The 12,334-nt window shown below is 37.9% G+C and carries 9 protein-coding genes; 4 read left to right on the top strand and 5 right to left on the bottom strand.

Annotation, left to right across the window (positions count from 1 at the left end; all coding sequences use genetic code 11):
- Positions 1-49: 49 nt before the first annotated feature.
- Positions 50-1,282 (top strand): MFS transporter, encoded by a 1,233-nt coding sequence (locus FFJ24_RS09640; RefSeq protein ID WP_138821300.1) that lies wholly within the window; start codon positions 50-52, stop codon positions 1,280-1,282.
- 110 nt (positions 1,283-1,392) lie between these two features.
- Positions 1,393-2,286: an oxygen-dependent coproporphyrinogen oxidase gene (gene hemF / locus FFJ24_RS09645; protein WP_138821301.1), complete on the top strand. Its 894-nt coding sequence runs from the start codon at positions 1,393-1,395 to the stop codon at positions 2,284-2,286.
- 47 nt (positions 2,287-2,333) lie between these two features.
- Here the strand turns inward: hemF and FFJ24_RS09650 are convergent, their stop codons facing one another.
- Positions 2,334-2,657 (bottom strand): endonuclease V, encoded by a 324-nt coding sequence (locus FFJ24_RS09650; protein ID WP_138821302.1) that lies wholly within the window; start codon positions 2,655-2,657, stop codon positions 2,334-2,336.
- A gap of 98 nt (positions 2,658-2,755) precedes the next feature.
- Here FFJ24_RS09650 and FFJ24_RS09655 point away from each other — a divergent pair, with 98 nt between their 5' ends.
- Positions 2,756-3,790 (top strand): hypothetical protein, encoded by a 1,035-nt coding sequence (locus tag FFJ24_RS09655; RefSeq protein ID WP_138821303.1) that lies wholly within the window; start codon positions 2,756-2,758, stop codon positions 3,788-3,790.
- 193 nt (positions 3,791-3,983) lie between these two features.
- Here FFJ24_RS09655 and FFJ24_RS09660 read toward each other — a convergent pair whose 3' ends face one another.
- The 3 genes from FFJ24_RS09660 to gyrA all read right to left on the bottom strand — a co-directional run bounded on the left by FFJ24_RS09660 (position 3,984) and on the right by gyrA (position 8,933).
- A complete protein-coding gene (locus tag FFJ24_RS09660) occupies positions 3,984-5,129 on the bottom strand; it encodes a lipopolysaccharide assembly protein LapB (RefSeq protein WP_138821304.1) in 1,146 nt (381 codons plus the stop codon).
- A gap of 98 nt (positions 5,130-5,227) precedes the next feature.
- Complete coding sequence (locus tag FFJ24_RS09665) at positions 5,228-6,316, bottom strand: tetratricopeptide repeat protein (RefSeq protein ID WP_138821305.1); 1,089 nt, start codon at positions 6,314-6,316, stop codon at positions 5,228-5,230.
- Positions 6,317-6,341: 25 nt separating this feature from the next.
- On the bottom strand, positions 6,342-8,933 hold the full coding sequence (gene gyrA / locus FFJ24_RS09670) for a DNA gyrase subunit A (protein ID WP_138821306.1): 2,592 nt from the start codon (positions 8,931-8,933) through the stop codon (positions 6,342-6,344).
- A 497-nt stretch (positions 8,934-9,430) separates the two neighbouring features.
- On the opposite strand from gyrA, the gene FFJ24_RS09675 reads away from it, so the two are divergent.
- Positions 9,431-10,642, top strand: a complete 1,212-nt coding sequence (locus FFJ24_RS09675; RefSeq protein ID WP_138821307.1) for a TCR/Tet family MFS transporter — start codon at positions 9,431-9,433, stop codon at positions 10,640-10,642.
- A gap of 145 nt (positions 10,643-10,787) precedes the next feature.
- On the opposite strand, the gene FFJ24_RS09680 is transcribed toward FFJ24_RS09675, so the two are convergent.
- The gene (locus FFJ24_RS09680) at positions 10,788-12,140 is read right to left on the bottom strand and encodes a PhoH family protein (protein ID WP_138821308.1); all 1,353 of its coding nucleotides are present in this window, start codon (positions 12,138-12,140) and stop codon (positions 10,788-10,790) included.
- Between the last annotated feature and the right edge of the window lie 194 nt (positions 12,141-12,334).

Consider the following 12,334-nt stretch of genomic DNA (forward strand, 5'->3'; position numbering starts at 1 on the left):
TAATTATTTGTGTTATTGCGTACTTTCAGCATTTAAACCAAATAATTAAATGGATCATCAAGCAAAAACCAACAGCCGTAATGTAATTTTCTTAGTTATTGTAGCCGCGCTGGGCTATTTTGTTGACATTTACGATCTTGTTCTATTTTCTGTTGTACGCCTCAAAAGCTTTACTGATATAGGTGTTTCTGCCGAGCACATGCGTACTGAAGGGGAGTATGTGATTAATATGCAGATGTTCGGTTTGTTGCTTGGCGGCTTGCTTTGGGGCATCATCGGCGATAAATTTGGCCGTATCAAAGTGTTGTTTGGTTCTATCTTAATGTATTCGTTAGCCAATATAGCCAACGGTTTTGCGACTGATGTGCATACTTATGCCATTATCAGGTTTATAGCAGGGATTGGCCTGGCAGGAGAACTTGGAGCCGGAATTACTTTGGTTACTGAAACCATGGATAAAGAAAAACGGGGATATGGAACCATGGTTGTGGCCGGTATCGGATTATTGGGCGCAGCAGCAGCAGCTACAATCGGAAAACATTTTACGTGGCAAACTTCTTATTTTGTAGGTGGCGGAATGGGGTTGTTGCTGTTACTTTTACGTGTGGGTACTTTCGAATCGGGAATGTTCAAACATGCTGAACAAAGTTCAGAGGTCTCAAAAGGGAATTTCTTTATGCTGTTTTCTAACCGGAAGCGGTTTTTAAAATACCTGGCCTGCATCTGTTTAGGACTTCCGCTTTGGTTTATTGTCGGGATTCTGGTTACCCAATCGCCAGAAATCGGAAAAGCACTTGGCGCTAAAGAACTGCTTAACGCCGGTACAGGTATTATGTACACTTACTTCGGTATCGCCATCGGCGACGTAGTATGCGGTTTTTTAGCACAGGTATTAAAGTCCCGCAGGAAAACGGTACTTATTTTTCAAAGTCTGTCGGTAATTACGGTAATTGTTTATTTAACCAGTACAGGCTTAACCGAAAGCAGTTTTATTCTGATCTGTTTATTTATGGGCTTTGCGGTTGGCTATTGGGCCACATTTGTAACCATCGCCGCCGAGCAGTTCGGTACAAATATCAGATCGACTGTAACTACAACTGCGCCGAACTTTGTGCGTGGCGCTTTAATTCCTATAACTTTAGTTTTCGAATTTTTTGTTCACCGCTACAACATCGTGTCGGCTGGATTTATAGTTATGGGGATTGTAACCGTGATCGCTATGATTTCGGTAGTTTATTTAAAAGAAAGTTTTAACAAAGAGCTTAATTACTTAGAAAATTAGCTTTAAGACTAGGGACTAAGTAACAATGTCAATAAAATGTACTATCTAAACATAAATCAATATAGCTGCTTTAATAGGCTTAAATTTGTATAGAAATAGAAAGAGCCGTCATGTTTAAAGAAGAAGTAGCAGTGCGATATAAGCAAATTCAGGATGAAATTTGCCATGGATTGGAAATTGCCGATGGCAAAGGAAAATTTGAAGAGGAACTGTGGGAGAGAAGCGGCGGGGGAGGCGGACGTACCCGGATTATGCAAAATGGTGCTATTATCGAAAAGGGTGGTGTAAATTTCTCTGCTGTACATGGAAAGCTTCCGGAAGCGGTAAAAAAAGCCTTTAATGTGACAGAAGATGATTTTTTTGCCACTGGCGTTTCAATTGTGATTCACCCGAATCATCCTTTGGTGCCAATCATCCACATGAATATCCGCTATTTTGAACTCAATGAAGAAACGCGTTGGTTTGGTGGCGGCATCGATTTAACGCCGCATTATGTGTTCGAAAACGATGCACGTTTCTTTCACCATAAACTAAAACAGGCTTGTGACGATTTTGGTGCTGAGTTTTATCCAAAATTCAAAATACACGCTGATGATTATTTTTTTATTAAACACCGTGAAGAAACGCGTGGTATTGGCGGTATTTTTTACGATCGCTTAAAACCTGAGAACACCAATTTATCATGGGAGCAGATTTTAGATTTCTCTATTAATATTGGCGAAACATTTTTGCCGATTTATACCGAATTAATAGACCGTAACCGGGATAAAGAATTTACGGAGACACATAAAGAATGGCAATACCAACGCCGTAGCCGTTATGTAGAATTTAATTTAGTTTACGATTCGGGGACCAAATTTGGCTTAGAAACCAACGGACGGATTGAGTCTATTTTAATGAGTTTACCACCGCAGGCTAACTGGGGTTATAATGTTCAGCCCGAAATTAATTCTGAAGAATACAAAACGATACAGCTGCTTAAAAAAGGAATTAACTGGGTCTAAAATTGTATAGAACCGTCGTCATCTCGATCCGAGGACTTATAAGTTTTTTAAAACAAAGTTAGCGGTGCTGATACCTCGTGAAAACCAGCTTTTAATTTGCCGGTTCTAAAATCATTTACAACATTGTGGGCCATACGGGTTGGTTCAGGAATACGGTAATTTCCGATACAATTTTTTATGATCGTTAAGCTTTGATCAGCTGTAATTAAATGCCCGGCAGATACGTAAACAGGTGCACAATTGAGCTTAGTGCGTAAGGCAAAACCCAGGGTTTCACCATGACTGTTGATTTCTGTACTGCTTAATTTTTTGGTTTTGGAGAGTTCAATCTGGTAAGCAGCGGCATCTTCGAAGCTATAGTGGTCGTACATTCTTATTAGGACAAATTGACTGGTATATTTGTTTATATCTATGTCTTGTGTTAAATAGCATTAGTGATACATTTGAGTAACCATTTTCCATTAACATTATGATTGCTTTACCATCGTTTTATATACTCACCAGTAATGGAGCATCTGTTCTTCCGGATGCAATCCAGCGAGAAAGAGCTATAAATCAAAACCGACCAATCCTCTTTTACTTGGACGCCAATCTTTGTTTGGATGTAATTAATTATTTTGAGAACAAGCAAGCACATCCACAATCAAAAACAAATATAGAAATACTCATACTATTTTGCCAGCGATATAATATAGAAGTAGTACCCAAGTTTGGATCAATGGAGCTATGTAGAGAACATTTTAACAATCTAAATATATCCAAGTATAAGGATTTTGTAAATAAAATTACTTATGCTTTCGATACTCCACTTGATGAAAATGTTAAATTAAATGACCGCATTTTTAATTATGATGTGGAAGTAAATGACACAGACAGTATAGCCTTTAAAGGATTGTTCCCCTTATTGCTTATAAGCTATATTTCACTATTGAAAATTTATTTCCTATGTAAAAAGAACAAACCTAATAAAGGGAGTGTACTCAAAAATCTGAAGTTATTCTTTCATTGGTGCAATAAACATATCAACACATCAATGGCCTCAGAGATCCAGTTGGCAATTAAAATATTTGGCGGAGATTCTGGAATTGGAAAAATGATCTGCATAGATAAAAAGGGAGGTCATCAAGATGTTTTTAGAACAATTTGGGGTACTGCGTGGGACTTGTTTCATATACGTATGGTGCATTTTAATGCGATTAATACAGGTATAGATCAGGGTGTATATTTTATTACGCGTGATGAAAATTTATATACATTATTTAAAACCTGTCAGATCAAGGGCGCGTTATCTTTTTCAGGTCAGCCAATAGTCTCTTTTGTAAATTATGATATTGATATTCAATATAAAGATAAGTCCATTAAAGAAAGTATAGAAGATGCGTTAGAAATTTTCACATTTGAAAGAAGCATTCTTAATTCCACTGAGCCATTAGATATTAAGCTATTGGAAGAATTAAGAACAAAACTTGAATATGATATATGTAGTGTACGAAACGAATTATGACAACTGTCTAAAACAAAATGTGACGCCCAAAAAGTCCTTAAGACACTAATTCCTAAGGAAATAATACAAGTCAAAATGAAAAATGTGCTGCACAGTATATGCCTGTCTAAAGCAATATAAATGTCTTATAATTAATATTATGTTAAGTTGTATTTTCGAACACTATCTTATCCTTATCAGATTCTCAATAAAATTACAGTTCCTGAAGTTTGCGGTTAAGTTCCTGTACCTTGTTTGTTGCACCTTTTTTGCTATAGATATCAATCAGCAACTGTACAGTTTTTTTATCGTTTGGATTAATTTCGTTGGCACGTTGTAAAGCAAATTGTGCGCGATTAATTAAACCTTTATATTTTTCGGTTTTGTCCGCATCGCTTGTGTGCAAAGTTTCGTTTGCGGTATTGATATAAGCTAAACTCAATTGATACAAGGCATCGAAATAATTCTGATCCGTGGTTAAAGCTTTATCGTAAGCTAAAATTGCTGTAGCATTATTTCCGCCAACTTGTTGCAGGTAACCATATAGAAAATAAAGCAGTTTATTTCCTTTTTCTACTTTTAAATTATTTTCGATCAATCCTTGTGCTTTACTGTAATTTTCTGTGTCTAGCAAAAGATTAATATAATCATTCGTTAAAAAACGGTTGAATGGATTTAGCAGCAACCCTTCTTCCAGGGTTTTAATGGCAGTTTCGTTTTCTGATTTCACTACGTACATCTGGGCCATTTTCTGAAAAACAGATGGATTTTTAATGCCATTTTCTTTTGCGCGTTTAAAATAAGCTAAAGATTCATCGTAAGATTGAATGTTTAACGCACAGATCGCGGTATTTAATGCCAAAGTAGTATCTGCAGGAAAATTATCTGATACTTCTTTCAGGTCAGCAAATGCTTCTTTAAATTCATTGTTAAAATAAGCTTCATTGCCTTTATCCTGCTTTTTGATCAGTATGTTGTGGTCAGACGCCTTAATAAGTCCGCCATTGTCGTTGTAGCGGTCTAATGATTTTGCTTTGGCAACTGCCTCTACTGCACTATCATAAAATTTATTCGCATTGTTCGGGTCGGTATCAATCAGCGATGCAAATGACGTGAGGTAAGATTTTATAGACCAGGTTTCCGTCCAATTTTTGGTTTTAATATCTTTTTCGGCAGATTCAATAGATTTTAAGCCCTCTGTAATAATGCTCAACTGCTTTTTCTCATCTTCTTTGTTGGCTATAGCAGCCTGAAGTTTGCCAACTGAATTTCTGGCAATCAGGATCTGACTTTTTTGGGCTACAGCATTAAAAGAGACGAAAATTAGCGCGGTTAAAGATATTCTAAGGCAATTCTGCATAATGTATTGATGTAATAAAACCATAATAAACCATAAAAATAAACATAAAAAAAAGAGCCCCGAAATTTCAGGACTCTTTTTTTAAATCGGTACCAGAATTATTGTTTAGGTAATGCGTCTAAACGTTTTTTGATATCTTCATAATTTTTGGTGTCATTTCTAAAAGCATAGATCGTTTTCAATGTTTCTAATGCACCCTGGTTTTTGGCATCAATTTCTAAAGCTTTTTTGTAAAAAGGAAGCGATTTATCTAATAAAGCATTCATTTTACCCGTTACTTCGTTAAATTCTTTTACTTTTTTAGGATCGATTTTATTTCTGTCGGCCTGTAATTTTAAAGCCTGACTGAAATAGATGTTGCCTAATAAAACCTGATAACTTGGGTTATTTGGCTCTTTTGTAGCTAAAGCAACCAACATTTGCTCAGATTTTGCTGCATCACCCCTATCAATATAGATCTGTGTTTCAGTTTTAATCCAGTCGGTATTTTCAGGGAATTTAGCAGAAGCTTCTTTAATAACGGCCAAAGCAGCTGTAGTATCTTTCTGTTTGCTTAAAACAGCATTGATAATTTCAGAATATAAATCTTTGGATTGTGGTGAGTTTAAAGAGATTACTTTTTTAAACTGGGTAATCATACCTGGATAATCTTCAATATTTCTTGCTGCAATACCAGCATTTAAATACATCGCAGTATCTTGTGGGTTAATTACCGTTGCAGCAACAAATTTTTCGTAAGCCGTTTTGTAATCTTTTTTGTTGTAAGCAATTACGCCCGCATTTCTAACCGCATTGCTTACATTCGTTTCAGCTGAACTGATGTTGTCTTTTTCAGCACCTTTAGTATCCAGTTTTTTTGCTTCAGCAATAGCTTCTTGTGCAATTTTCAAATTTGCATCAGCGTTTGCAGTACTGGTTGAATCTAAAATAGCTGCAGAAGAAGCAAATAGCGCACGGTAAGACCATGCTTCAGGCATTACTTTAGATTTTTCATCAGCAATGGCTTTATCAGTATGGGCCAAGCCTTTAGCTAACGCTTCAAGCTTTTTTGCCAATGGCGTTGTGGCGCTTGAAGAGGTTAGCTGGAATAAACCCCAGTCGTTTTTTGCCGCGGTTACTTCACTTTTCTGAGCAAAAGCAGCGCTTACCGCACCTGCTAGAAATATACTTAGAAATACTCTTTTCATAATTTTTAATCTAATCTTAATTTAGTTAATTTTCTTCTTCGGTTTCGTTATCTGATTCTCCTTCTTCTTCAGTATCATCAGCTTCAGGAGTAGTATCGGCTTCTATTTCTTCACCGTCTGTAACTACAACATCTGTTAAATCTACTGTTTCTTCTTCATCTTCTTCGTGGTCAATTTTGGTAACCGATGCAATTTCGTCATCACCTTTTAACGATATTAAACGAACCCCTTGTGTGGCACGCCCCATTACCCTTAATGCTGATACCGGAATTCTGATTACAATGCCTGAACGGTTAATAATCATCAAATCTTCGCTATCAGTAACGTCTTTTATAGAAACTAATTGCCCGGTTTTTTCAGTAACGTTAATTGTTTTTACCCCTTTACCACCACGGTTAGTTACACGATAGTCTTCAATATCGGTACGTTTTCCGTAACCTTTTTCTGATACTACTAACACCGTAACTTCAGGATTGTTTACAGCAATCATGCCAACAACTTCATCCTGATCGTGTGCAAGCCTTACACCACGAACACCGGTAGCTGTTCTACCCATCGGACGAACAGTTTTCTCATTGAAACGGATGGCTCTTCCTGAACGTAAAGCCATTACAATTTCGCTTTCGCCGTTGGTTAAACAAGCTTCTAATAAGATATCGCCTTCGTTAATGTTAATGGCGTTGATACCATTTACACGTGGACGTGAATATGCTTCGAGAGATGTTTTCTTAATGGTACCTTTTTTAGTACACATAATGATGAAATTGTTCTCTAAGTATTCCTGGTCTTTAAGGTTTTTAACCTTGATATAAGCTTTGATTTTTTCTTCTTTCGGAATATTGATGATGTTCTGGATCGCTCTTCCTTTACTGGTTCTCGAACCTTCCGGAATTTCGTATACCCTCAGCCAGAAACACCTTCCGGCTTCAGTAAAGAACAACATGTAATTGTGGTTGGTGGCTACCAGCATGTGCTCAATAAAATCTTCATTTCTTGAGGTACTGCCTTTAGAACCTTTACCACCCCTGCCCTGTGCTTTAAATTCGCTTGCCGGAGTACGCTTTACGTAACCTTCGTGAGAAATGGTGATCACAACTTCTTCATCGTCGATGAAATCTTCCATACTCATATCTTCTGCCGAGTGAACGATTGTAGTTCTGCGTTCATCACCAAATTTCTGCTTCACCTCTTCCAGTTCATCCTTGATAATCTGCATCCGCAAACCTTCATCTGCTAAAATAGATTTCAAGTATTCGATGGTTTTCATTAATTCAGCATATTCTTCTTTAATCTTATCGCGCTCTAGTCCTGTTAAACGACGCAATGTCATATCCAGGATCGCACGTGCCTGAAGGTCGCTCAGCCCGAATTTCTCCATTAAGCCTAAACGGGCTTCTTCTGGCGTTTCGGATGCACGGATCAATTTAATAACTTCATCTAAATGGTCTAAAGCAATTAGATAACCTTCTAATATGTGCGCACGTTTTTCAGCCTCAGCTAGTTCGTATTTGGTACGGCGAACAATTACGTCATGACGGTGATCCACAAAGTGTACAATCAAATCTTTAAGATTCAACATCTGTGGACGGCCTTTCACCAATGCAATGTTATTTACACTGAAAGAGGTTTGTAGCGCTGTATATTTATATAGGTTGTTTAAAACGATAGAGGCATTTGCATCACGTTTGATTTCGTACACAATACGGATACCATCTTTGTTGGATTCGTCTTTGATGTTTGAAATGCCTTCCAGTTTTTTCTCGCCCACCAATTCAGCAGTACGTTCAATCATCTGGGCTTTGTTTACCTGGTACGGAATTTCAGTAACAATAATCACTTCACGGTCTTTAATGCTTTCGATCTCTGCTTTTGCACGCATTACAATACGTCCGCGGCCAGTTTCGAAGGCTTCTTTTACACCGGTATAACCATAAATAATACCACCTGTAGGGAAATCCGGAGCTTTTACAAACTTCATTAATTCCTCAATTGTGATATCTCTATTGTCGATATAGTTGACCACACCATCAATTACTTCGGTTAAATTGTGTGGTGCCATATTGGTGGCCATACCTACCGCAATTCCGGAAGAACCGTTAACTAAAAGGTTAGGTATTTTTGCAGGTAAAACCGTAGGTTCCTGCTCTGTATCATCAAAGTTTAATTGAAAATCAACCGTATCTTTATTGATATCTGCAACCATTTCTTCAGCAAGTTTGCTAAAACGTGCCTCGGTATAACGCATTGCAGCTGGTGAATCACCATCAATGTGCCCAAAATTTCCCTGTCCATCTACCATTGGGTAGCGCAAACTCCAATCCTGAGCCATGCGAACCATGGTAAAATATACGGATGCATCGCCGTGTGGATGATACTTACCTAAAACCTCACCCACGATACGGGCTGATTTTTTATAAGGTTTTCCGCTGGTTACACCTAACCCCAACATGCCGTAGAGCACACGGCGGTGTACTGGTTTCAATCCATCGCGTACATCAGGCAAAGCCCTTGATACGATTACCGACATTGAATAATCAATGTAGGCCGATTTCATCTGCTCTTCTATGTTAATTTGAATGATTTTGTCGTTCTGCTGATTTTCTAAATCTTCTGCCATAAATTATTATTCTCGTTACTTAAAACGATATTAAAAAAGGGTATTACTATAACCTTGCGAATTTAACAAAATTATGCCGGATTAAGGCATTGTGGAAAATTTTTGACCTTTGTTATAGGTTTTTTACTCCCGATGTAATTTTAAGTCATTGAAGGCCAGTTTAAGAGTTTTTGATCTAAACCCGATCATGTTTTTTAAACCCGATAGGTTTGCCGGATTGGATTGATGATTTTCTTGGAAATGTAGGGTTCGGTGTTAATGGCGGGCGACACTCCTGCTACCGCTGCAAGTCCTCCCCGATAAAATCTGTGAAACAAGCAAGCACTCAATAAAAGACAACATAGACAGTGCTTAAATCGGGTACGGGCTTTCCGCTGTATCAGGTTTATGAACAAGGGTTCTGTATTTATATGCTGATTTAAAAACAATAGGTTTGTAGAACTAAAATTTACATTCTTCAGTAATTCTGATACTTTTGTTTTTCAACCTTTTATAAGATGGCAAACGAGAAAAAATCTGCAATGAGTTTTATTATGGTCACCCTCCTGATCGATTTTACAGGTTTTGGGATCATTATTCCGGTTTTACCAAAACTTATACAGGATTTTACAGGCGCTGGTTTTGGGTTGGCAGCTGAATATGGCGGTTGGCTTACCTTGGCTTATGCATCCGTTCAATTCATTTTTTCGCCGATTATTGGAGCATTAAGCGATCGTTACGGTCGGCGACCAGTATTATTGAGTTCCTTATTCGGGTTGGGGATTGATTATATCTTTCTGGCTTTCGCGCCTTCAATTGTTTGGTTGTTTGTAGGAAGAATTATCGCCGGAATTACCGGAGCGAGTTTTACTACTGCCCAGGCTTATATCGCCGATGTTTCACCTCCTGAAAAAAGAGCGCAGAATTTCGGTCTGGTTGGTGCTGCTTTTGGTGTAGGTTTTATTTTAGGCCCGGTTTTAGGTGGTGCATTTAGTCATTTTGGTACCCGGGTTCCTTTTATGATTGCTGCAGGCTTATCTTTGATCAACTGGCTTTATGGTTATTTTATATTACCTGAATCATTACCGGTTGAAAAACGCAGGGCTTTTGAATGGAAAAGGGCAAACCCAATCGGCTCACTGGTTAGTATCGGTAAATACCCCGCCTTACTGGGTTTAATGATTACTTTATTCTTATTGTATTTCGCAAGCCACTCGGTTCAATCAAACTGGACATTTTATACTATGGAAAAATTCGACTGGGATACCTCCTGGGTGGGCTATTCGCTGGGCTTTGTAGGTTTGGTGATCGGTATTGTGCAGGGCGGATTAATCAGGGTGATTCTCCCGAAAATTGGAGAAAAGAAAGCGGTTTATTTTGGCCTGATTTTATACGTAATTGGCTTTACAGCCTTTGCTTTTGCGTCAAAAGGCTGGATGATGTTCGCTTTTATGGTGCCTTATGGTTTGGCAGGAATCGGCGGACCAGCAATGCAGGGGTTGATTTCTAACCAGATACCATCTAATGCACAAGGTGAAATGCAGGGTGTTTTAACAGGTTTACAGAGTTTGGCGGCCATATTTGCACCATGGGTAATGACACATATTTTCGCGTATTTTATAGAGGGTGAAGCACCTGTTTATTTTCCGGGGGCACCGTTTATATTAAGTGCAGTGTTAACGTTGATTGGGTTGTTTATTTGTTTGAGAAGTTTGAAGAAGTATCATTAGTTACAAATGTGGCTGTATCTCTAATAAGAAAAATCGTCATCTCGACTGAAGCGCAGCGGAATGGAGAGATCTATCCTCGAGATAGATTTCTCAACTTCGTTGCACTCCGCTCGAAATCACGATCACTTGGTTGGGAGTAGAAATCTTACAACAGTTCATTCGCTAAATTAGCCAATTCACTCCTTTCGCCTTTTTGCAAAGTAATATGGGCATACAGGGGATGATTTTTCGCGTTTTCAATTAAATAAGACAAGCCATTACTTTCTGAATCGAGGTATGGCGTATCAATCTGGTAAATATCGCCCGTAAAAACAATTTTAGTATGCTCACCTGCCCTCGAAATGATTGTTTTAACCTCGTGGGGAGTTAAATTTTGGGCCTCATCAATAATAAAGAATATCTTGGTTAAAGTTCTGCCTCTGATAAAGGCCAAAGGTGCAATGGCTATTTTCTCAGTAGTAATCAGTTCATCAATTTTTTCTGACATTTTATCATCACCAATAAACTGTTCTTTAATAAAACGCAGGTTATCCCAGATCGGCGCCATAAAAGGATCAGTTTTCGATTTTGCATCGCCTGGAAGGAAGCCAATATCTTTATTGCTCAAAGAAACTATCGGTCGGGTAACATAGATCTGTCTGAAATTTTTACGCTGTTCTAAAGCGCTGGCCAGCGCCAGTAAAGTTTTTCCGGTTCCGGCATTGCCCTGTATACTGACTAACTTGATTTCGGGATCTAAAAGGGCATGAATGGCAAATGCCTGCTCAATATTTTTGGGTTTGATCTTAAAAATGGCATCTGTAGAAACGGTCGAGATAGTTTTTAAGCTATTATTGTAAAATACGTTGGCGGTTTTCCTTTTATTTTTAAGGATATAAAAGTGGTTGGCATTTTTAGGCGGTAATCCCAGTTCAGCTGCATCAACAAAAGCATGTTTTTTTACCGCTTCAATCACTTCGATCGGAAAATCAACAAGCTCTGTTTTACCCGCATAAAGCTCGTCTACATTTTTGATTTTACCCGTTTCGTAATCTTCGGCATTTAAATCCAAGGCTTTTGCTTTTAACCTCAGGCAAATGTCTTTTGATACCAGGATTACTTTTTTATCAGGATGTTCCTCTTTTAAGCTTAAGGCAGCATTTAAAATTTTATGGTCTGTTTTGCCTTTTCCATAAATGTTCTCTGCATCTACAATTAAAGGTTTCTCGTTCAGCACTACCCTAAATTTACCAGAATCCGGACTTTTTAACGAAATCCAGTCGCTGATCAGTTTTTGTTTTGAAGTTTCATCTATCAGACGGATAAAACTTCGGGCTTCAAAGTTCCTGGTATCATTACCACTTTTGAAATTATCAAGCTCTTCTAAAACCTGAATGGGAATGGCCACATCATGCTCATGGAAGTTATTTATCGCATCATGATCGTATAAAATAACCGAGGTATCTAAAACGAATATTTTTTTTGACGGATTGGAGATTAATTTACCTTTTTTGGCCATTTGGTAAATTTAATATTTTAGGAATTATTAGCAGAAAAATCTGTTATTCTTTTTTTTGCCACGATCCAAAATCCTGGGCAAATAAAAACGGGGAATTCTTCTTTCGATTCATTTCCCCGTTTTAACTTTAAAAACAGCCATAGCTGTATTTTAAAGCATCTAATTCTTGTTACTTTGATTTTTCCGTTTTCGTT

Origin of the sequence: Pedobacter sp. KBS0701, assembly GCF_005938645.2 — a bacterium.
In the GTDB taxonomy this organism is placed as follows: domain Bacteria; phylum Bacteroidota; class Bacteroidia; order Sphingobacteriales; family Sphingobacteriaceae; genus Pedobacter.

Bases quoted from the DNA above. Each gene is read 5' to 3' on its own strand.
- FFJ24_RS09640 (WP_138821300.1), top strand. From the start codon at position 50: ATGGATCATCAAGCAAAAACCAACAGCCGTAATGTAATTTTCTTAGTT.
- hemF (WP_138821301.1), top strand. From the start codon at position 1,393: ATGTTTAAAGAAGAAGTAGCAGTGCGATATAAGCAAATTCAGGATGAA.
- FFJ24_RS09650 (WP_138821302.1), bottom strand. From the start codon at position 2,657: ATGTACGACCACTATAGCTTCGAAGATGCCGCTGCTTACCAGATTGAA.
- FFJ24_RS09655 (WP_138821303.1), top strand. From the start codon at position 2,756: ATGATTGCTTTACCATCGTTTTATATACTCACCAGTAATGGAGCATCT.
- FFJ24_RS09660 (WP_138821304.1), bottom strand. From the start codon at position 5,129: ATGCAGAATTGCCTTAGAATATCTTTAACCGCGCTAATTTTCGTCTCT.
- FFJ24_RS09665 (WP_138821305.1), bottom strand. From the start codon at position 6,316: ATGAAAAGAGTATTTCTAAGTATATTTCTAGCAGGTGCGGTAAGCGCT.
- gyrA (WP_138821306.1), bottom strand. From the start codon at position 8,933: ATGGCAGAAGATTTAGAAAATCAGCAGAACGACAAAATCATTCAAATT.
- FFJ24_RS09675 (WP_138821307.1), top strand. From the start codon at position 9,431: ATGGCAAACGAGAAAAAATCTGCAATGAGTTTTATTATGGTCACCCTC.
- FFJ24_RS09680 (WP_138821308.1), bottom strand. From the start codon at position 12,140: ATGGCCAAAAAAGGTAAATTAATCTCCAATCCGTCAAAAAAAATATTC.